16 protein-coding genes and 1 pseudogene are annotated in these 21,161 nt (G+C 69.1%); 5 read left to right on the forward strand and 12 right to left on the reverse strand.

Annotation, left to right across the window (positions count from 1 at the left end; genetic code table 11):
• The 3 genes and pseudogenes from VF794_RS14070 to VF794_RS14080 form a co-directional block, all read right to left on the reverse strand.
• Nucleotides 1-825, reverse strand: a pseudogene (locus VF794_RS14070) (hypothetical protein); the annotation flags it as partial.
• A gap of 408 nt (nucleotides 826-1,233) precedes the next feature.
• Nucleotides 1,234-1,791: a hypothetical protein gene (locus VF794_RS14075; protein ID WP_331110606.1), complete on the reverse strand. Its 558-nt coding sequence runs from the start codon at nucleotides 1,789-1,791 to the stop codon at nucleotides 1,234-1,236.
• Between the two features lie 3 nt (nucleotides 1,792-1,794).
• Nucleotides 1,795-2,289 (reverse strand): hypothetical protein, encoded by a 495-nt coding sequence (locus VF794_RS14080; protein ID WP_331110608.1) that lies wholly within the window; start codon nucleotides 2,287-2,289, stop codon nucleotides 1,795-1,797.
• Between the two features lie 76 nt (nucleotides 2,290-2,365).
• Between VF794_RS14080 and VF794_RS14085 the strand changes: the two genes are divergently transcribed.
• Nucleotides 2,366-2,671, forward strand: a complete 306-nt coding sequence (locus VF794_RS14085) for a hypothetical protein (protein WP_331110610.1) — start codon at nucleotides 2,366-2,368, stop codon at nucleotides 2,669-2,671.
• 56 nt (nucleotides 2,672-2,727) lie between these two features.
• On the opposite strand, the gene VF794_RS14090 is transcribed toward VF794_RS14085, so the two are convergent.
• From VF794_RS14090 to VF794_RS14100, 3 genes are all read right to left on the reverse strand, one after another.
• Nucleotides 2,728-3,990, reverse strand: a complete 1,263-nt coding sequence (locus VF794_RS14090; RefSeq protein WP_331110611.1) for a hypothetical protein — start codon at nucleotides 3,988-3,990, stop codon at nucleotides 2,728-2,730.
• 90 nt (nucleotides 3,991-4,080) lie between these two features.
• Nucleotides 4,081-6,309 (reverse strand): hypothetical protein, encoded by a 2,229-nt coding sequence (locus VF794_RS14095; RefSeq protein WP_331110613.1) that lies wholly within the window; start codon nucleotides 6,307-6,309, stop codon nucleotides 4,081-4,083.
• A 133-nt stretch (nucleotides 6,310-6,442) separates the two neighbouring features.
• Nucleotides 6,443-7,279 (reverse strand): class I SAM-dependent methyltransferase, encoded by an 837-nt coding sequence (locus VF794_RS14100; protein ID WP_331110615.1) that lies wholly within the window; start codon nucleotides 7,277-7,279, stop codon nucleotides 6,443-6,445.
• 63 nt (nucleotides 7,280-7,342) lie between these two features.
• Here VF794_RS14100 and VF794_RS14105 point away from each other — a divergent pair, with 63 nt between their 5' ends.
• Nucleotides 7,343-11,191: a serine/threonine-protein kinase PknK gene (locus tag VF794_RS14105; RefSeq protein ID WP_331110617.1), complete on the forward strand. Its 3,849-nt coding sequence runs from the start codon at nucleotides 7,343-7,345 to the stop codon at nucleotides 11,189-11,191.
• Here the strand turns inward: VF794_RS14105 and VF794_RS14110 are convergent.
• Genes VF794_RS14110 through VF794_RS14135 form a run of 6 tightly spaced genes read right to left on the reverse strand, consistent with a single transcriptional unit; the run spans nucleotide 11,179 to nucleotide 17,434 of the window.
• A complete protein-coding gene (locus tag VF794_RS14110) occupies nucleotides 11,179-14,016 on the reverse strand; it encodes an NAD(P)-binding protein (RefSeq protein ID WP_331110619.1) in 2,838 nt (945 codons plus the stop codon). The genes VF794_RS14105 and VF794_RS14110 overlap by 13 nt on opposite strands.
• Before the next feature lie 8 nt (nucleotides 14,017-14,024).
• Nucleotides 14,025-14,459, reverse strand: coding sequence for a sterol-binding-like protein (locus VF794_RS14115; protein ID WP_331110621.1), 435 nt, complete (start codon nucleotides 14,457-14,459; stop codon nucleotides 14,025-14,027).
• Nucleotides 14,434-15,492, reverse strand: a complete 1,059-nt coding sequence (locus tag VF794_RS14120) for a hypothetical protein (protein WP_331110623.1) — start codon at nucleotides 15,490-15,492, stop codon at nucleotides 14,434-14,436. Before VF794_RS14120 ends, VF794_RS14115 begins: the two co-directional genes overlap by 26 nt.
• 13 nt (nucleotides 15,493-15,505) lie before the next feature.
• Complete coding sequence (locus tag VF794_RS14125; protein ID WP_331110625.1) at nucleotides 15,506-15,823, reverse strand: hypothetical protein; 318 nt, start codon at nucleotides 15,821-15,823, stop codon at nucleotides 15,506-15,508.
• Nucleotides 15,810-16,277: a hypothetical protein gene (locus tag VF794_RS14130; RefSeq protein ID WP_331110626.1), complete on the reverse strand. Its 468-nt coding sequence runs from the start codon at nucleotides 16,275-16,277 to the stop codon at nucleotides 15,810-15,812. The genes VF794_RS14125 and VF794_RS14130 overlap by 14 nt, the downstream gene beginning before the upstream one ends.
• Nucleotides 16,277-17,434, reverse strand: coding sequence for a polyprenyl synthetase family protein (locus tag VF794_RS14135; protein WP_331110628.1), 1,158 nt, complete (start codon nucleotides 17,432-17,434; stop codon nucleotides 16,277-16,279). Before VF794_RS14135 ends, VF794_RS14130 begins: the two co-directional genes overlap by 1 nt.
• Before the next feature lie 15 nt (nucleotides 17,435-17,449).
• Here VF794_RS14135 and VF794_RS14140 point away from each other — a divergent pair, with 15 nt between their 5' ends.
• From VF794_RS14140 to VF794_RS14150, 3 genes are read left to right on the forward strand one after another with little or no spacing between them, the layout of a single operon-like run.
• Nucleotides 17,450-18,394 carry an FHA domain-containing protein gene (locus VF794_RS14140; protein WP_331110630.1) on the forward strand — a complete coding sequence of 315 codons (945 nt, stop codon included), beginning with the start codon at nucleotides 17,450-17,452 and terminating at the stop codon, nucleotides 18,392-18,394.
• Nucleotides 18,395-18,408: 14 nt separating this feature from the next.
• Nucleotides 18,409-20,010: an FAD-binding oxidoreductase gene (locus tag VF794_RS14145; RefSeq protein WP_331110632.1), complete on the forward strand. Its 1,602-nt coding sequence runs from the start codon at nucleotides 18,409-18,411 to the stop codon at nucleotides 20,008-20,010.
• Between the two features lie 16 nt (nucleotides 20,011-20,026).
• Nucleotides 20,027-21,025, forward strand: a complete 999-nt coding sequence (locus VF794_RS14150; protein WP_331110634.1) for a PHB depolymerase family esterase — start codon at nucleotides 20,027-20,029, stop codon at nucleotides 21,023-21,025.
• The last annotated feature ends 136 nt before the right edge of the window (nucleotides 21,026-21,161 follow it).

Consider the following 21,161-nt stretch of genomic DNA (forward strand, 5'->3'; position numbering starts at 1 on the left):
CTCTGCCTGGGCGCTCGCCAATCCGTAGCCCGGCAGTGAGCGCACCAGAGGTGTCACCTCCCGCACCGTGTGCCCCATCAGCACCGTCACCGCCAACACCAGTGCCCGCGCCGCATCCGTCCCCAGCACCTTGGCGTACTCCTCGCCCGCCGCGCGCAGCTCGGCGAAGGTGGTGGCCTCGTGAGCCCTGTTGGCCAGACGCGCCCACCCGTCCACCAGCCCATACACCGTGTCCACGCCCAGCCACCCCACCAGCAGCAGTGTCAGGACCGCGGCCACTCCCTTGGTGGCGGGCTCGGGCAACAGCCACATTCCGAAGTACAAGCCGATGGCCCACATGAGCGAGCCCAGCAGGGCCCTCGGGCTCAGCTCACGCCCCAGGGCCTCGCGCGTCTCGTCCAGCACCGAGCCGAAGGACAGGGCGAGCGCCAGCGTGCGTCTGTCGTCCGCACGCAGGTAGGGCCCGTCGTCGAGCAGGCCCAGGCAGTCCTCCCCGCCGCGCGGCTCGCACCAGCCCTTGTACTTGCCACGCAGAGCAGCGTCGGCCTCGGGGGAGAGGGGGCCCTCGTCCAGGGGCACCAGGGTGAGGACACGGCCCCGGGATGCCTCGACCAGCCACTCGCCCTCCAGCTCCGGGTGCGACTTCAGCAGCTCACGGGCGGCCTCCTGGGGGGGCATGCCCGCGAGTCGCGGAGCGCGTGCGAGCCGTTGGACCGCGCGCTGGAATTCGGCCCTGCCGATGGGCACCGGTCGTGTGGCCACGGTGCCCGGTACGAGCACGTCCACGTCGTACACGACAGCCTCCCCGAAGTCCGCGGACGACACTGCTCCACTCCGGGGTGCGTGCGCGGCACACCCGGCGTGGAGCACCAGAATGATGAGGAACCAACCTCCCAACCAGGAGCGCAGCGGGGCGCACGCTGGGAGTGGACGAACACGACGGGTGGGCACGCCACACCTCCCCAGCAAGCCGCGTGGGCTGGAAACCGTGGTGTCACCAGTACACGGAACACTGGGTGTACCCGTCAAGCCTCCGGGGTGGCGATGTGCAACTACGGCGTCACTCGTGATGGGCATGTGGCCGGGCAAGCACAAGTGAATGAAGGTGGCCGGGGCGCTGCTGGGCACAACGGGAGGGGGCGTGAGGAACTGAGGAGCCCTCAGCGCTCCATGCCGCCAGACTGGCCAGGGGAGCCGGCGGCGCCCACGCCTTGAGCCGAACGGCGGCGCTCCTCAACGCTCGGGCGTTCCAGTCGCGAGCAGGCCGTCGAGCTTCGCGTACTCCCTCGTCGTGAGCACCTCAAGCATGAGGGGCGTGTAGGCAGGGAACAACCGCTCCGCCAATTCACCGAGCTTCAGCGCCTTTTCCAGGGTCTCTTTCGTGCGCTCGTCGTTCCAGTATCGAATCAATCCCCGCCAGGAGTCCCTGACCGTCTCCAAGGCCTTGGCACCCGCTTCCTCATAGAGCCTGGCGGCCTCATGAGGCGCGTTGCGATAGGTGTCCAGGAAGTAGCCGAGCTCCACGACGGCGGGAGCACTCCGGTACGAGCCCAGGACGGCCAGTTCCAACAGGCGTTGGATTTCAGCGAGCCGGTCTTCGAGTTGCCGCCCGGGTTCCTCGGACCGCAACAGCCGCCAGGCCAGGAAGAGGAGGTTCTGGGTGAACGCGGGGCAAGCCTCGGCCAGCTCCCTGTGCAACTTCAATTGCTCCGGGTTGCCCATGTTGGCCTCGGCCTCCCGCCGGGCCTCCCGAAACTTCGCGACCAACTCCTCGAGCTCAAGGTGCGTCATGGCTCACCTCACCGTGCCCATCTTCTCCATGACCCGATCTGGATCCTCGAGCAGCTTCTTGACCATCTTCAACTGGGACTCCGTCGCCAGACTGAAGTTCTTGCGCTGCAACATCTGCTTGATCTCGAACAGGGTGGAGTCCTTGAGCTGCGAAGGGAAATCCTTCGCGCGTTGGAGAGAAGCCGGGAGCTGCCCTACCCGGGTGCTCAGCTGCGCGATCTGTCGCAGCTTCTCCGTCGCCTGCGCTTGAGAGAGCAGGCTCCCAGCCGATGCCTCGGCGATCAATGCCTCCGCCTCGGCGAACTGCCCGTTCGCGATCAGCGCATTGATGCGTGCACCGACGGTACTGCCCTTGACTCGAACGCCATCCTCTGGCTCGTCGACCGAGAGGCGCTCCACCCGCTGGGATTCGGATGCCTCGCGAGTATGGCCAGTGGCATGGCCACATCCACTGGAAAGCACCATGAGCACGACCCCGATGAGCTTCCAGACCGGCATGCGCCCTCCCTCTTCTCCGAAGCCAAGCATCTGGATTCAGTGTAGGCGGGCTCGGAGGCGATGGACACCGCGTGTTGTGCTGGGCGTGTGGCCGGGCCGGCGCAAGTGGATGGAGGTGGCGGGAGCCCTGCTGGGCACGGCGGGCGCGGTGCTGACGCGCTTCGCGGTGTTCCACGCGGGCAAGGCCTCCGCGAGCGACCCCCAGGCCACCGTCCAGCCGCAGCGCCAGGGCCTGGGCGCCGCGGAGGTGACGGGGCATACGCAGGCGTCGGACGGCAAGCCCTTCTCGTTCCCGCTGCCCGTGCTGCGCGAGGAGCCGAGGGCCCCCCAGCGGCCGATGCCGCCGGACTGGCCGGGAGAGCCAAAGGCTCCCGACCCTTGAGCAGGTGGACAACTCCGAGGGACAGAGCGCCAGGAACGAGCCTTACCGAACCAAGCTCATCTGCTATTACCCTGGGCGGACTGTGCCTTCTCGATAGACTGGAGTGCCTCCTTCAGCCGCACCGCCATATCGGCAGGGGGCGTATCGGCGGATTGTGCCATCTTGATGGCCTCAGCCGCATTCTTCAGCTGTTGCGTCACATCGTCAGGCGGTTTGGGACCAACCCCAGGCTGCTCTGGTTTCTGGTCCCTTTCCTCGCGAGTGGCGCGACCGACCTGCTGCCCGAAGATGTAGCCGCCAACCGTGCCCAACAGCGCACCAAGAACGGGTCGGTCAATCTTCGCGCCAGTGCCAAGGATGATGATCGTGAGGAGCAGGAAGGCCATTCCCACCAACTCCACGAGCAGGCGCCCACTAAAGATGAGCCGCTGGGTCTCCGGAGACGCAACCTTGATCGCGGACAGGAAGATCAAGAAGAGAATGAAGATCATCCCGATGATGGCCCAGATCAGAAGCTTATCTGTCTGAAGCTGACTGGAGCCTAGTTCATTCAACTTCTCTAGGAGATCTTTCTTCCTCTTCTCGCGTTCGTCATGGGCGGAGTTGATGCGACCCTGCACGGCTGACCAGGCCGCCTTGACCGCATCCCTGAACGCATCGGTGTCCTGCGCGATTGCCTCTACCGTAATGGATGAGAGCGTGCGCTGCAGGGACTTCACATGTTCCGCGATGACAGGCTCTTTTTCATTAGCAAGGTCAAGGTTGCGGAGAGCAAAGAGTTGCTCCCAGGGAATCTTGCTCGTGTATCGGATACCGTCATCCGCATAGACCTCGATCTGTACCGCCCGCACCTCTTCCCCACTCGTTGGCAGCGCGGGCCAGTTGGGCACCAATCCCTTCGTGAGTTGGCTCACCTCGGTCAAGACCTGCGTCACTTCGACAAGTTGGTTGAGACCCGGCCGAGTACCCGCTCCCACCTGCTGCGCCAACGCGTTCGTGATCTCGTTGAGCTTCACAAAAAGGCTGAGCAGTCGCGGCTCGTCGAGACTCTTCTTCTCCAATGCCTCGATTGTGTTGAGTACATTCTGGGCCTTCACAGCTTCAGTCCGCAGCACCCGCAGGTCCGATTCGACCCCATTCAGGTTTTCTTTGATCTGTTCAATCTGGACCTGCTGGGCGACGTTCAATTGACTTGCGTCGCCTTGCAATTGCGCGCCACCGCGTTCCTGCGCGGAACTCGCAGCAGACCAGATGAAGAGCGAGAGAACTGCGAAGTGCCACTGCGAAACACCTGTCAGTCGAGGCAATAGACGAATCAAGACGATACTCCTGGGCCCTGCTAGGGAATTCCCCAGCAGGGCCGGTAATGAACTCAGAAGAGCGGAAGGGTGCCCCCTTCCGTGCGAAGCTCAGCTCCGGGACTTCGTGAACACGAGCTGGGTGCCCTTCGGGGTGACGACCGTGAAGGTGCGCTCGACGGCCGCGAGCCCACCCGCCTTCCGCATGGCCATCCCCAGGAAGAACGCGCCCGAGGCCTTCAAGTGGAACGAGTTGCCCCACATGGGCGCCAGTTGCTTGAAGGACTCACGAATGACGGAGGGCAGGCGCTTGTTCCCGTTGTGGAGATCCTCCAGCCCCTTGCACAGGTCGCGCCACTTGCCAATCGTCCCATCGTTCTTCTGGATGACTTCCGCGAAGGTCAGCTCACCCGCACCAAGCTGTCCCTCCACGTAAGCGAAGTGCCCGGCGAGCGGCTCTTTCGTCAGCAACGAGGCAGCGGCCTTGGCGGCTTTGGCGGCGGACCAGTTCTGCTCCAAATAGCCCTTCCACAGCGGTGCATACACGGACTCACGGATCGCCGGCCGGTCGCGGCAGGGCACGCTGTACCACGGCAGCGCCCGGGCCAGCGCCCGTGCGAAGACCTCTTCCGCGACCGGGGTCCCGGCATGCTCGAAGATGTCCCTCATCGTCCCGTTTCCGAACTTCAACTCCACCCGCGTCTCCAGGGGCCCGTCGCCCGCGAGCTCGCGAATCTGCCGGATGACCTCCTCCTCGTCCGCGTCATCCAGCACACGCCAGACGATGGCCTCGTCCACCGCGTTGCGCAGCTCCTTCTCATCAAGCTTCCTCGACTCGCCGCGCAGCAGCATGTACAGACCGAAGTCGAAATCCGCCACCGTCGGCTCCGGGCGGAACTCGGCCATGTCCGCTTTGAAGTCCGTCGTCCAGAAGGAGTAGGGCTTGAGCAGGGTCCCCTTGTAGCTGCGCACGCCCAGGAAGGAGATGCGCCGCGGAGCATTCTTCTCCAGGCTGTTGCGCTGCACCACTTCCTTCAGTTCCTTGCTGTCGGAACCGCCGATCTCCCACTTCCCAAGCTTGAGGGTGAACCCCCAGGCCTGGGTCCTGCGGGTGAGGTCTTGGAGCAGGCACTGCTCCAGCGTGATGCCGTCCTGCTGAATCTGCTGGATGGCCCCCGCCAGGTTCCCCACGAGCAACAGCCGATGGAGGGCCTTCGCCTGCTCATCGGTGCACACAGCCGAGAGCAGAGTGGTCGTCTCCCGGGTACGCATGTATTCGTAGGTAAAGCCAGCCTCGACCTTCTGCGTCACGGCTTCCGTCAGCTGCGTGTTGAACTTCTCCTTGCGCTCGTTCCACTTCTGACGCAGGGCCTCCGGGTTGGCCTCCAGATCCTCCAGGCCGAGCCGATCCAATACAAGGTGAAGCACTTTCTGCTCGTCCGGCGAGATGGAGTGGGCCGCCAGCTTGTCCAACAGTCCTTCGAACTGCTCCACGGGTGTGGCCAGCAGCGCGGAGAGGACGCTGTTGAGCTGCAGGGCAAGGGCCTCAGGATCCGCGACTCCGACCCCGACCTTGAAGCCGGCCGCGCCTCCCGCCTCGCGAGCGACGGTCTTCTTCACCTGCACCCGCACCCGGCCATCCTCCGGCCGGGAGAAGATGACCACGTAGTCATCCGTAAGCGCGAGCGTCGCGGACAGGGTCGCCCCCACCTCCGTCTTGAGCGCCACCAGCGTGCTCGCCGACAGCAGCTCCGTCAGCGCCCGCATGTTGGTGGTGAAGACGTCCGACCAGGACAGGGTGACAGTGGCCTTCAGCGTCCCACGCGCCTGAAAGCTCATGGCATCGTTCACCTTGAGCTGAGCGATGGACTCGGGCAGCAACGGCAACCGCAGCTTGAGCGCACTGCGCGCCAGCGCCTGGCGCGCCTGTTCCTGCTGGGTGTGGAGGTGGTAGTCCGCCAGGAGGACGCGGACATCGCCACTCCCCTCCAGGGAGACATACGGCAGCTCCACGCCGAGGTCCGCCTTCACCCGAGCTTCCACCGCGTACTTCAACCAGGCCCGTTCCGCGCCGAAAACGAGCGGAGGTGCGAGCGATGCCCCCTCCCCGCCTCCCACCGTCCCGATGACCCCCGCCGCGTCCACGTCCGCCGGAGCGTCATACCCTTCGATGAACCCCTTGGCGGACGCATTGAATGCGAAGGTCAGCGCATCCAGCTTCTGGGTGCTCGGCAGCTCGTATGAGCCCTCCACCAGGTTGATGCGAATGTCCGTGCCCTGCAGCTTCGCATCCGGGAACGCCTTCGCTATCTCGTCGAGACGGGCCAGCTTCCAAGACATGGGGAACATCTCCTTTTCGGACGCGAGAAGAGCTTCCTCGCAGATGCAAGAGAGCCGCTGCTGTCTGAGCAAGACTCAAGCGGTTCCCGCCGAGCATTCACCAGGACCGCGATTACACGCAATTACACAGCGGTTATACCGAGGCGACGGTGACGCCAATCCCTGGCAACACTTCAATCCAAGACACGGAGGAAAAACCCGCCTCCGTGAAGATTCTCAGGAATTCCTCGCCCGTGCGGTGACGCACGAATCCCGGGTCGGCCAGCACCGACAGGGGCCGGGCCAGCTCGACGAACCATTTGGGCCCTGGGTCCGCCACGAAGGCCTTGCCCCCCGGTGCCAGCACCTTGCGGAAGGCTCGCGCCGCCGCCGGTCCGTCCGGGTAGTGGTGGAAGGACAGGCAGCAGACGATGGCGTCGAAGTACCCCTCGAATGCCTCGGGCGGTTGCGCCACGTCCGCCTGGAAGAAGGCCATGTTGGGGATTCCCGCCTTCCGCGCCGCCCTCCAGGCCGTCTCCACCATGCCTCGTGACAGGTCCGCCGCCACCACCTCGCCCTCCGGTAGCAGCCGCGCCAGTCTCAACGCCGAGCCCCCCGGTCCCACCGAGGGGTCCAACACCCGGGCGCGCGGTGACAGGGGCCGCATCAACTCCACCACCTCGTCGATGATGGGCTCGGAGAACGGGCGCACCACCGCCTCGTAGAGGCTCGCCAGCCGGTCGAACTCGCGCACCTCCTGGTAGCCCGTCGGCTCCTCCGGGAGCAGCACCGGCTCGAGGTGTCGCTCCGACAGGTGTCGGCCTCCTCCCCCCGGCACTCCTGGCACCAGCGCCGCCCCCCATGTGGGAACCACGTACAGGCCCAGTCGCTTCAACAGCCGCGCGGGCTCGAACACGTGCACCCGCCAGGACAACAGCGCCAGCGCCATGGCCTGGTCCAGCAACGGGCGCCCCCCATGTATGTCGCTCACGAACCACTCCCTCTTCGCTGTCTCCTCTTCCCAGAGCCGGCCATGACGCGGAATATGCATTTCATGAGCTCGCCTGCCTCCTTCGCCTGTTCCAACCGCTTCCAGGTGCGTGCGCTCCTGGGCGAGGGGGCCACCGGTCGCGTCTACCGCGTCCTCGACCGCGAGACCTCCCGCGACGTCGCCCTCAAGACGCTGCGCCTCCCCGCCGCCGAGGCCCTCTACCGCCTCAAGCAGGAGTTCCGCGCTCGCGCCGGGCTCGTCCACCCCAACCTCCTCCAGCTCCATGAGCTCTTCGCGGAGAAGGACTGCTGCTTCTTCACCATGGAGGCCATCGAGGGCGTGGACTTCCTCCACTGGGCGCGTGGCGAGCTGGCCCTCAATGGGGTGCGCGGCTCCACCGTGGATGCCTCCACCCCCAGCACCGAGTCCCTGGAGCTTCTCGACTCGGGGCCCGTCCCCTTCGACCCGCGTGCCCCGTCGGCCGGCCAGGAGGTTTCCTGGGAGCGGTTGTGCCGGGGACTCGTCCAGCTCTTCCAGGCCCTCCACGCCCTGCACTCCGCGGGGCTCGTCCACCGGGACGTCAAACCCTCCAACGTGCTCGTCACCCCCCAGGAGCGCGTCGTCCTCCTCGACTTCGGCCTCACCATCGGCCAGCACGCCCCCACCTCCGAGGCCCCCCGCCCCCGCCGCCCCGTGGGCACCCCCGCCTATATGGCTCCCGAGCAGGTCACGGGTGAGCCCGTCACTCCCGCCGCCGACCTCTATGCCGTCGGGGCCATGCTCTACGAGGTGCTCACCGGCGCTCCCCCTTTCGCCGTGCTCGGTGGCAGCCCCCTGGAGCACAAGGTGCACCGGCTCCCCCCGCCCGTGCTCGAGCTCGCCCCCCACGTCCCCGAGGCCCTCGCCCAGCTCGCCATGGAGTTGCTCTCGCTCGCGCCGGAGTCGCGCCCGGGTGCCGTCGCGTGTCTGGCCCGACTGGCTCCGGACTCCACCCCGTCCGCTCCGCCCCTGGCCTCCACCGCTCCCGGCTCCCTCTTCGTGGGCCGCTCCCCCGAGCTGGAGGTGCTCACCCGCGCCCTCGCCGACGTGGCCGACCAGGGCCAACAGGTGACCCTCCACCTCCACGGCCCCTCCGGCATCGGCAAGTCCACCCTGGTGCGCCACTTCCTCGCCCACCCGCCGGGCCGCTCGCCCCTCGTCCTCCAGGGCCGCTGCCACCCCCAGGAGAGCGTCCCCTACAAGGCCCTCGACGCCTCCATCGACGCCCTCGCCCGTCACCTCGAGGCCCTGCCCTTCTCCGAGTCCTCCTCCCTGGTGCCCGCGCGCGCCTCCGTCCTCGCCCGGCTCTTCCCCGTCCTCGGGCGACTCGCCGCCTTCCAGCAGGGGCCCGCCCTCGAGCCGCTCCCGGACGCCACCGAGCTGCGCCGCCAGGGCGCCCAGGCCCTCCGCGAGCTGTTCGCGCAGCTCGCCCGGGGCTCTCGCCCCCTCGTGCTGTGGATCGATGACGCGCAGTGGGGGGATGCCGACTCCGCCCTCCTCCTCGAGGAGCTGCTGCGCTCCCCCGCTCCGCCCCTCCTGCTGATCCTCACCTCTCGCGATGAGAGCTTCGACGCCAGCCCGCTGCTGCGCCGCCTGCTGGCCCCGGCTCGGCCCGGCGAAGGTGCCCAGGCGCGGGAGCTCGTCCTCGGGGCCCTCCCCCCCCGCGAGGTGGGCGCGCTGGCCTCGGCCCTGCTCGGCTCCGAGGACACCAGCCCCCAGGTGCGCGCCGTCGTCGCCCAGTCCGAGGGCAACCCCTTCATCGCCCGCGAGCTGGCGCACCATGTCGGCGCCCAGGCCACCCCCGGGGGGCCCGGCACCCTCGGGGCCCAGGTGGACGTGACCCGGCTGGTGCTGGAGCGCATCCAGGCCCTCCCCGAGGAGCAGCGCGCCCTGCTGGAAGTCGCCTCCCTGGCCGGGCGCCCGCTCGCGCGCGGCGTCGCCCTGCGGGCCGCGGGCCTGGACGAGGGCGGCCGGGTGCTGGTGGGCTCTCTGCGCGACTCGGGCCTGCTGCGCGAGGTGCCGGGCGAGGAAGAGCCGGGCCTCGGCGCCTACCATGACCGCATCCGCGAGGCGTTGCTCGACGCGATGCCGGGAGCCCTCCGCACGCGCCGGCACCGCGCCGTGGCCGAGGCCCTCGCCGCGCGTGGCTCCGAGGACGACGAGGCCCTGTTCCTGCATTGGGAGGGCGCCGGAGAGCCACTCCTCGCGGGCCGTCACGCCGTGCGCTCCGCGGACCGGGCCGCCCAGGCCCTCGCCTTCGCGCACGCCGCCACGCTCTACCGCAAGGCGTTGGAGCTGCTCGGCGAGCAGGCGGATCGCCCCGGCCTCCTGGAGCGGCTCGCCGAGGCCCACGCCAACCTGGGGCAGGCGCCGGAAGCCGCCCACCACTACCAGGAAGCCACGCGGGCCCTGGGCGGCGCGCTGGAGCTGCCTCGGGTGAGGGACCTCCAGCGCCGGGCGGCCGAGCAGTACCTCAAGAGCGGTCGCTTCGACGAGGGCTGGCGCGAGATGCACGCCGTGCTGCGGGCGCTGCGCGTTCCCATCCCCCGCTCCTTCTTCTCCGCGGTGTGGGCGGCCACCTGGCGCCGGCTGCTCTTCCTCACGCGCCGCCTGGACCTGGAGTCCCCCACCGCCGCGCCTCCCCCCGAGGAGGAGCGCCACCGGCTGGAGGTGCTGTGGACGGCCGCCACGAGCTGGGTGATGGTCAACCCCATGCTGTCCGATGCCTTCCGGACGATGCACCTGCTGGAGGCTCGGCGGCTGGGCGAGGACCACCTCTATAGGGCCCTGGCGCTGGAAGCGACCATGCAGCTGCACCTGGGCGGCCGGTTGATGGAGGCCATCGCCGGACGGCTCCTGGAGCGGGTGCGGCGGCGGGTGGAGCGCACGGGCTCGCCGTATGACCGGGCCTGGTACGCCCTGGCCCTGGCCAACCGGGGCTACACCCTTGGACTCTGGCGCGAGGTGGTGGAGGCCGGCGAGCGCGGGGACACCCTCTTCCGCGAGCACTGTCCCGGCAGCGCCTGGGAGCGCGTCACCCTCGCCATCTTCCACCACCACGCCCTGGCCATGCGGGGCCAGCTGCGACAGCTCGCGGCCCGCCTGGAGTCCTTCGAGCACGAGGCCCGCCAACGGGGAGACCTGCACGCGCGCGGCGAGGCGTGGCTCGGCGAGCCGGTGGTGGCGTGGTTGGCGTTGGACCGGGCGGACGAGGCCCGGGCGCGCGCCGAGGAGGCCCTGACCGCCCAGTCCCCGAGGACGTCCGAGTGGCCGGAGAACGCCTACCGCCGCCAGCAGTTCGCGAACCTGATCGCCACCGTGTACACCGCGCACTACCGCGACGAGCCCTGGCCGGCGTGGAACGCGGTGCTGGAGCAGTGGGCCCCCCTGCGCGGCTCCTTCATGCTGGCGCTGCGCACCACCGGGCTCAACCTGCGGCACATGCGCGCCCGGGCCGCGCTGGCCGCCGCCGCCACGCTCCTCGACTCGCGCACCGAGCCTCCCGAGGGCGTGGACCCGCGCTGGAGGCGGCCGGCGCTGCTGGCGGACGTGCGTGCCCAGCTCCACGTCATCGAGAAGGACGCGCTGGGCTGTGCGCGTCCCATCGGCTGCCTGCTGCGCGCGGGGCTGGCCTGGCTGGAAGCGAACGCACCTGAGGCCCGGCTGCGGCTGGAAGAGGCCGTGGAGGGCTTCGACCGGGAGGACATGGCCCTCTACCGGGAGGCCGCGCGCTACAAGCTGGGCGCGCTGCTCGGCGGAGACGAGGGGCGGGCGCTCCAGCAGCGGGCCCGCGAGTGGATGCACGCGGAAGGCGTCGTGCGTCCCGAGGCACTCGCGGCCGCGCTGGTGCCAGGAATTCCTCAGCGGGACTGAGGCGGGCGGTTCCGCTCCAGCGTCATCCGGAGGTGCCGCAGCACGGCCAGCAGCCCGTGGGTGGCCTGAGGCGAAACCTTCTGCCCGAACCCACCCACCACGCGCATCACCGTGTCGAAGGCATCCCTCGAGCCGGGGACCCGCGTGAGCAGCGAGGGAATCAGCTCCAGGCCCCACGTGTCCCACGGATGGGGGCGGCCCTCCAGGAAGCTCTTCTCGTCCTGCCGCTGGAGCAGCTCCAGGTCCGGCAGCTCGTTGCGCTCGGGATTCCAGATGCGGCAGTAGTCCCCGAAGGGCGTGGTGGGGAAGAGGCCCTTCTCGTAGGGATGGGAGGCCGAGGGGCCCTGGGCCGAGCGCGGGCGCGGCGGCCGCAACACCCGGCCCTTCTGGTGTACGGAGCAGTGGTCGAGAATGGCGTTCACCGCATGTCGGGCGGACTCGTTGGCCGACTCCATGGTGGTGAGCCGGGTGAACGTCTTGAGCCAGGTGCCCGCGAAGACGAGCCGGCCGTGGTGCACCGGGTAGCCTCCGTGCGCGGCCTGCCAGAGGTGCTTCGGAGAAGACGAATCCCAGAGCTCGGACGGCGGAGCCTGGGGCGTGGGATCCCACGGCTCGGGACCGGGCCGGTGCCGCCAGTCCCCGACGATGGGCACGAGGTAGGGCGTCTTGTTCCTCAACAGGGTCGGCTTGTCCTTGTCCCGGCTGTACTCGAGGCTCTCGTCGATGTGAACCCAGTCGGGATCCGGCAGCACGGCGTCGGCGGGCTCCTCGTCGGGCCCGCGCGAGCGCAACCCCTGGCGCAGCTGGTGGAGCACCTCCTGCGTCAGCTGCTTGGGCGTGCACTCCCAGGCCGCCTTCTTCAACCGCCTCGAGGGCGTGTTCCAGTCGCCGATGTCCACGCTCAAGATGGACTGGTAGGCGCTGAGCTTGTCGAGCGGACGGTCATTCCACACCAGATGGCTACAGATGGCCGACAGCCCCCACTCCGCGTCCAGCCAGTAGAGATAGCCGTCGAAGAGATTCACATGCTTCTCGAAGAAGAATTGGATGCCGGAGATCGTCTGGAGCCGGTCCCACGGATTCCGGGGGTGCGTCGTCTCGGGGTCCCTCTCGACAACGCGGGGTGAATCCTTGTCGACCGCGACCTCACGGACCTGCTTCCGGAGCATCTCGGGCACGCCCCCTGTCAGGCTCTTCGTCACCTTCTCGGCGGAGAGCAGGTCCGTGGCCACGACGAAGTAGATGGGCTTGCCCACCTTCTGCTCGTCCCCGTGGACCTGGAGCCGATCCTCCTCATTCGGCTCGAAGGGACAATGCACCCGGGCGAAGAGGCGCTTCCCCTCCAACTCCAGCTTCTGGAGTTCGCCGCAGAAGAAGCGTACGCCCAGCTCTTCCAGATGCTTGCGCCAGTGGAAGAACCAGGACTCGCTCGTGGGCGCGTCCAGGGTGCAGTTGTTGCGCGAGGTGGGGACGAGCGCCTCGGTCAGCAGTTGCACATAGGTATTGCCACAGGTGCGCGCATCCCCGTGGCCGCCGTCGAGTGCCGCCAGCACCCGGCTCGAGGACCGCACCAGGCGTTTGAAGGCGTCGCTGTAATGGTACAGGCGCGAGCCGTTCCTCGGCTCGTAGCCCTCCAGGTAGTCCCACCAGGAGAGCCCCTCCAGCTCGGCGGCCCGGCGCTGCGAGCACGTCGTCAGGTAGCGCATCACGCGCAGCGAGAACTGGATGAGGTCCTGGGAGGTGATGCGCAGGTTGCCGATGTGGCTCAGCCCGTACTCGGCCCGGGAGAGCACGTCCCCCACCCGGGGTGGATCCCAGCTCAAGAGGAAGGGAGCACTCGTCTCGCCAAACAGGCCGATCTGCGGCAGGGAGACGAGGTTCTCCAGGACGGAGCCCCCCTCGGCCCGCCCGGTGACGTCGTAGCGCGGGATGCGCTCCATCGTGTCGAAGACATGGCGGTAGAACGAAGGAAAGAAGCGGTAGCCGTGCTCTCCGGGGAGCTGGCGCCGGTAGGCGATGACGCGCACCCAGTCTCGCGTCACGGGGGCCAGGCCCAACCAGGAGGAGGCATGAAGCGGGCCTCCCTCCTTCTCGTCGTAGATCTCCACCGCGTTCGCGAGCGGCGGCCCGAGCAACTCCTTGAGGCGCTCCTGGGTCTTCAGGGCCAGCTGCCCATGCGCTCGCTCCTTGGGTGCCGGGTTGTCCACATCGGTCGGTATTCCCCCGAGCACCATCACCCCATCCTCCAGCTTTACCTGGGCCGGGTCGGAGAAGGACTGGATGAGAATCTTCATGTCGCACGGGGTGCCGAGTTCCGTGTGGAAGTATCCCGCCTTGGCGAAGAGCTTGATGCTCCTGGCGGCCTCCCTCAGTTCTCGCGCGGAGCGGGGCGTGAGCGCGAAAGAGCCGTCATCCGCTTGCTTGTACTCGAGCCAGAACACGGGGAAGTAGTCGTGGGACTTGGGGCCCTGGCCTCGCGGGAGGCCCACCTGGGTGGCGTTCAGGTCCTTGACGTCTCCGAGGAGCTTTTCTCGAATGGCCCTGCGCAGCTCCTCGTCCGCGTCGACCGGGAGCGTCTCCTCTCCAGGCTCCTTCCGCACGTGGTAGTAGAGCTTCTGCTCCTCGGCGAGGGCGAAGTACTGGGTGCGAGCCAGGCCACCGACCGCCGGCATCTCCATCATGCCCTGGGGCCCCAGGGCCTCCTGGCGCTCGTAGAGGTGCACCTCGAAGCCCCGGATGGCCAGCTCGTGGGCCGCCGTCATGCCCGCGACGCCTCCTCCGTAGACGTAGACCCTGCCATGGCTCTTGTCGGTCTTCTCACCCATGAGCGCGATCATGCCCCCCGTGAGCAGCCTTCTCGCAAGCGCTTCAACAACACGGCGAAGCCTGGACAACGCACGGCGCCCCGCACGTACAGCAGCAAACCCTCGTGGAGCCGCAGCAGGGTGTCCAGCGGCCCCACCACCGCCACCGCATCCGCGAGCACCGCCTCGGTGAGGGATTGCCGGTCGTCCAGCACGTCGAGCAGCGTGCGTCGGTGGGTGGAGACCCGCGCCGACTCATCCCCCCTGACGGCGCGGACACGGGCACGCCGCGAGGTGAAGTCGACGGCGAAGCGCTCCTCGTCCACCGTCACCCTCACGGACAGTCCCTCCAGGCGCGCGCACATCCTCGCGTGGGCCTCCGGCTGCTCCCGGACGAGCACCGTGAAGGACTCGGCCAGCAGCGTGGCCACCAGGCCCTCAGCCTCGGACGAACTCGAAGACACCGGGCCCCTCCAGGTCCACTGACTCGCCACGCACCCGCCCATGCAACGACACCGGGCCCAGCACCTCGTGAATGGTGGTGAGTCGCTCCAGCGAGCCCTCGGCGGGCAGCAGGAGCCGGGCGGCCCGCTCGGGCACGAAGGTCAGCACCAGCTCGTCCCCTCTTCCCCGTGCGCGCACCTCCAGCCGGCGAGGCAGGTCCGCCGCCGAGCCCGGGGCCAGCAGGGCCAGGGGACGCGGCAGGCTGAAGGAGCGCCCGGGCTGGAAGCAGCAGGGCGCGGAGACGTGCAGCTCCTCGTCGCGGAAGACCCGGAGCGGCTCACCGCCGTACCAGAGGAAGAGGGCCTGGTAGCGCGCGGCGGTGCGGCCCCGGTCCGCCATGCGCACCAGCACCGCGCTCCACGGGCTGGACGCCTGCCCCGGCAGCACCGAGCCCCACTCCCAACTGAAGTCATCCCCCCAGCGGAAGTGGCCCCAGTTGTGGTCATGGTAGGCCGAGGCCCCCTCCACCCGCACCGTCCGCCCGCCCACGGTGAGGGTACCCCTCGCCTCCAGGCGCGGGAGGAAGAGCCAGGAGATGGGCCGCTCGGGCGCGAGGCGGTGCCGCGACGAGAGCACCGGGAGCGTGAGGGGAACCAGCTCCAGCTCGGCCGAGACGGGGCGCTCGCGCAACGCCATCGACAGACGCCAGACGCCCTCCTCGAAGCGCAAGGTGTTGTGGCCGAAGCGGGCCTCCATCCGCCCCGCCTCCACCCGCACCTCCACCTCCTCGAAGCGCTCCACATCCCCGTCCCAGCCCTCGCCGTGCGCCAGGACGATGAGGCGGGCGACCTCCACCGGCAGCAGCCGACCCGGCTGGGGCTCGTCCACGAGGCTGAAGTTGATGAGCAGGTCCACCCCCTCGGCATGGACGATGAAGTGCTGCCACTCCTTGTGCTCGCCCCGCCCGCCCAGGCGCGAGGGCGAGCGTCGGAAGTAATCGGTGCCCGCCAGCATCGCGGCGAGTCGCTTCGGGTCGGGCCGGGGAGGGACCATGTGGCGGGGTGCTTCAGCGCAGCAGGTCGCGCGGCAGTGGTGACCGCGCCCGGGCCTCGGAGACGTCCGTGCTCGCGGGAGGCGTGTGGGCGGCCCGGAGGGGCTCCAGGGTGCCCATCACCGTGCGGCGCACCGAGACCAGCCCGAGCAACAGCGACACCAGACGCTCATCTCCCTCATGAGGTGCTTCGGCTGGCGGAACGGGCGCGCCGTCCGCGGGCGGTGGCAGCAGAGGCTCGAAGCGGCGCGACAGCGAGACGAGTCCCAGCAGCAGGTGCAGGAAGGCGTCGTGCTCGTCGAAGTCACCGCGCAGCCCCTCAAGGAGGGCCATGGAGGTCTCCCATCGCGTCCCGCAGTTGGCGCACCAGCGCCTCCAGCTCGGGCGAGGACGCCGCCTGGAAGAGGGCCTCCAGGTAGGTGGAGGGCACCACCGTGGATGCGTCCTCCTCCAGGAGGTTGAGCGCGAGCGCGTCCCACAACTGGCGGCCATTGCGCACCAACTCCGAGCCAGCCAGCGCGCTCTTCCAGGCCGCGCCCTCGGACGTGGTGGCGAAGCGCCGGCCCTCGGCCACGAGCGCGGAGAAGGCCGCCTGGGCCGCCAGGGGATGCTGGAGCAACAGGCCCTGGAGCCGCCGCAGCACCTCCGTTGTCCCCGGTGCCTCCGGCTCCGCGGGCGGGCTCACGTGCTCGACGAGGAGGGCCTGGATGCGCCGCAACTCCTCGAATACCAGGGCCTGCGAGCGCAGGAAGTCGAAGAGGGGCGGAGGAGCGCCGGAGTCGGCCATTACTTCACACGGTGGAGGACGTAGGAGAGCAGCGCTTGTAACAGGTCGCGATGCACGGAAGGAAGGAACCCGGCCTCGCACTCGGCGAAGGCGCGCTCGGCCCGCCGCAACCACTCCCGCGCCACCTGCCGGCCGTACTCCAGACTCCCATGCCGGTGGATGAGCTCCAGCAGGAAGCGCACCTGCTCGGGTGTCTTCTCCTTTAATGGGGGGGACGGCGGGGCCCACGCGCGGCGCAACTCCTCCCGCCCCGAGGGGGTGAGCTCTCCCCGCGCGACGAGCCCTTCGAGCAGGGGCTCCAGCGTGGCGCTCGGGCGAGGCAGGCAGAGGATGCGCTCGGCCTCGGCGCGCTCCTCCGGGCTGGCGTGGCGCATCATGTGCAGCAGCATGAGGGTGCGCTTGCCCTCCCACAGGTCCCCGCCCAGCTCCTTGCCGTACGCGCCCGGCTCACCGCTGAGGTTGAGCACGTCGTCTTGAATCTGGAAGGTGATGCCCAGACAGCGGGCGAACTCGGCCAGCACCTCGGTGCGCCGAGCCTCCTGCCCGGCGGCGATTGCGCCTACTTTCACGGGTGTAATGAAGCTGTACCAGCACGTCTTCTGCTCCACCATGTGGACGTAGTCCTCGTCCTCCAGCGCCCACGTGCCCCGGCGGATCCACTCCAGCTCCAGGGCCTGCCCCTCGGCGGACTCGCGCGCCATGCGCGTCACCGTCTGGAGGATGCGCAGCGAGGGCCCCAGGCCGATGACACCGATGTTGTCGAGCAGCGGCTGTAATGACAGGGCGAGCATGGCATCGCCCACGTTGATGGCCACCGGCACGCCGTGAAGGTGGTGCAGCGTGGGCCGGCCCCGTCGCAGCAGGGACTCGTCCTCGATGTCGTCATGGATGAGGAAGGCGTTGTGGTACAGCTCGAGCGCCGCGGCCGGCCGCAGCGCCGCCTCCAGCGTCCCTCCCAGGGCCCGGCAGGTGGCGATGCACAGCGCGGGCCTCAACCCCTTGGCCTCACGCAGGGGGTACTCCAGCATCAGCTCATAAAGGAAGGCGGCCTTCGGTCGATCCGCGGGCACCAGGCGGCGGATCTCCTCGACCACCAGGGCGCGGCACTCGTCGAGGTAGCCAGTCAACAAGGTGCTGGCGCTGGGTGTGTCGGGCACCGAAGGAAGGCTACCATGCGCGCAAACGCGGTCTCCGACGGCACTTCACACACCATGGGTATTCTCGAGCGGACGGAGTACAGACAGCGATTCTCGCTCGGCAGCCGGTGTCTGCTGGGGCGTCACCCGGCATGTGACGTCAAGCTGGAGGACGCGCGAGTCTCCGGCGAGCACGCCAGCCTGCACTGGCGCGGAGAGGGCTGGGAGCTGAGAGATCTCGGCAGCCGCAACGGCACCTTCCTCGAGGGACGAAAGCTGGCCTCCGGAGAGCGCGTGGCGCTGGAAGCGGGACAGTCCTTCCTGTTGGGACCCGGGGGCACGCGCTTCCAGTTGGTGGACCCCGGCCCTCCGGCGGTCCGGGCGCGTCGCGTGGCCACCCAGGAGCTCCGCGAGCTCTCGGGCTCCCTGCTGCTGCTGCCCGACGACGAGGCGCCCCTGGCCAGCCTCTTCCAGGACGGGAGCGGGCGCTGGATGCTCGAATTCAATCACGAGCAACGCCACGTCACCGACCAGGAGCGGCTGCGGCTGGGAGACCAGGAGTGGGTGCTGGAGCTGCCCACGGTCAGCACGGAGACGCTCGAGGGGGAGCGGCCCAACCTGGACGTCGTCCACCTGAAGATCGGCATCAGTCGCGACGAGGAGTACGTCGTGGTGACGGTCGTGCACGGCAACGAGCACAAGGTGCTGGCGCCCCGCTCCTACCACTACCTGCTGGCCACGCTGGCGCGGCTGCGGCTGAAGGACCACGGGCGGCCCGAGCCCGAGCAGGGCTGGGTGGACCGGGACACGCTGTGCCGGATGCTGGCGACGGATGACAACAAGCTGAACGTGGACATCCACCGCGTGCGCAGGCAGCTGAGCACCCTGGGCCTCCAGGATGCCGCCCACGTGGTGGAGCGGCGACCGGGGACCGGGCTGGTGCGGCTCGGTATTCGCAGCGTGGAGGTCTTCGCCCTCTAGTACGCTCACGCGCCATGAGCACTCGCGCGACGAGCATCTGGGGCTGGGGCTACGCGGACAAGTTCCCCGACATCGAGACACGGCGCTCCCTCGCCGAGCAGGTCTCCGCGCTGCTCGGCGGCCCCACGCTGGAGCCCCGCGAGCCCACCGCGCACCGCGTCCCCCGCTCCCGCCTCGCCCCGCCCGGGTCCCTCGCGGAGCTGTTCTCGGCCGACGACGACGACCGGGCCGCGCACACCTACGGCAAGGGCTATGGGGACCTCGTCCGAGGCTTCCACGGGGACTTCTCCTCCGCGCCGGACCTCGTCGCCCACCCCCGCACCGAGGACGAGGTGCGCGCCGTCATGGACTGGTGTGGAGAGCAGCGCGTGGCCCTCATCCCCTTCGGCGGAGGCACCAGCGTCGTCCGGGGCGTCGAGGCCGCCATCGGAGACGGGTTCCGCGGGGCCGTGTCGCTGGACATGCGCCGCCTGGACCGCGTCCTGGAGGTGGACCCCGTCTCCCGCGCCGCCCGCATCCAGGCCGGTGCCACCGGCCCCGTGCTCGAGGCCCAGCTCGCCCCCCACGGCTTCTCCCTGCGCCACTTCCCCCAGTCCTTCGAGTTCTCCACGCTCGGCGGGTGGATCGCCACGCGCGCCGGCGGCCACTTCGCCACGCTCTACACGCACATCGACGACCTGGTGCAGTCCACCCGCATGCTCACCCCGCGCGGCCCGTACGAGACGCGCAGGCTGCCCGCCTCGGGCGCGGGGCCCTCGCCCGACCGGCTCGTGCTCGGCTCCGAGGGCACGCTGGGCGTCATCACCGAGGCCTGGGTGCGCCTCCAGGCCCGTCCCCGCTTCCGCGCCAGTGCCAGCGTCCACTTCGCGGACTTCTCCTCCGCGGTGCGCGCCGTGCGCGAGCTGTCGCAGTCCGGCCTCCACCCCTCCAACTGCCGCCTGCTCGACGCACAGGAGTCCTTCGTCAACGGGGTGGCCGGGGATGGCTCCAGTGTGCTGGTGCTCGCCTTCGAGTCCGCGGACCACCCGCTGCACGCCTGGATGGAGCGCGCGCTCGCCCTCACCGCCTCGCACGGGGGCGAGTGCCGCGAAGGGGCCCGCTACCGCGCCGACGAACCCGGCCAGACGCGCGCCGGGGGAGTCGCCGAGAGCTGGCGCTCGGCCTTCATCGAGGCCCCGTACCTCCAGAACGTGATGGTGAGCCTCGGCGTCATCGCCGACACCTTCGAGACGGCCTGCACGTGGGACCGCTTCGACACGCTCCACGGTGCCATCCTGGAGTCCATGCGCGGGGCCCTGGAGCGCGTCTGTGGTGGGGGGCTCGTGAGCTGCCGTTTCACCCACGTGTACCCGGACGGGCCCGCTCCTTATTACACGTTCATTGGTCCGGCGAGGCCCGGCGGCCAGTTGGAGCAGTGGATGGAGCTCAAGCGCGCCGCCAGCGAGGCCATCAGCGCGCACGGCGGCACCATCACCCACCACCACGCGGTGGGCCGGCTGCACCGCCCCTGGTACGACCGTGAGCGCCCCGAGCCCTTCGCCCTCGCGCTCGAGGCGGTGAAGGGCGCGTTGGACCCCCAGGGTATCCTCAACCCGGGCGTCCTCCTGGGGCCCTGAGAGACATGAGGGAAAGATGAGACACAACTCGAGCAGGTACGTATCCATCGCGGTCATGGCCATGCTGGGCACCCTCGGAGGAGCCTGCGGTGGCCCCGTGGAGGAGGAGCCGGAGACGTTGGGGAGCACCACGTCCGCGCTCACCGAGGTCACCAGCTTCGGCACCAACCCGGGCGCGCTGCGGATGTTCACCTACGTCCCGGCCGCCATGCCGACGAACGCGCCGGTGGTGGTGGCCCTCCACGGCTGTTCACAGAGCGCCGCCGCCATGGAGAACGCCGGCTGGAATCAGCTCGCGGAGAAGTACAAGTTCTACGTCGTCTACCCGCAGCAGCAGCTCACCAACAACGCCAGCGCCTGCTTCAACTGGTTCGCCGCGGGCGACAACACCCGCGACCAGGGCGAGGCGCTGTCGATCAAACAGATGGTCGACAAGGTGAAGGCGACGTATGCCGTGGACGGCACACGGGTGTTCGTGACGGGCCTGTCGGCGGGCGGGGCGATGGCGGCGGTCGAGCTGGCGGCCTACCCGGACGTGTTCGCGGGTGGCTCCATCGTCGCGGGCGTCGCGTACAACTGCGCCTCGCAGGCGAGCGCGCTCTCGTGCCAGCAGGGCCGCGTGAACCTGACGGCGGCGCAGTGGGGAGACTTCGTGCGCAACGCGCACCCGGGCTACACCGGCCGGCGCCCGAGGGTGATGATCTGGCAGGGTGACTCGGACCTGACGGTCAACGTGAAGAACATGACCGAGCTGATGGAGCAGTGGACCCACGTCAACGGCGTGGACCAGGTGGCGGACGTCTCCGAGGTGGTCCGGACGCACGCGCACGCCGTGTACAAGAACGCCGCGGGCACGAGCGTGGTGGAGACGTACAAGATGACGGGCGGCGCGCACGCCCTCCCGGTCGACCCGGGCACCAACGTGGACCAGGGCGGCACGGTCGCCTCGTACTTCGCCGACTACAACCTCTTCTCGTCGTACTACGCGGCGAGGTTCTGGGGCCTGGTGCCGTAGTCAGCGCACGGCGGTGAAGTGCTTGTCCTTCTCCAGTGGGACTCCCACTCCCTGCTCGGTCTTGAACCGGACGGGGAGTGTCCGCACCTGATTGCCGTCGATGGGCTTGCGCACCTCGAAGTGCAGGTGCGGCCCC

Source organism: Archangium sp. (genome assembly GCF_036389735.1).
Classification (GTDB): domain Bacteria; phylum Myxococcota; class Myxococcia; order Myxococcales; family Myxococcaceae; genus Archangium.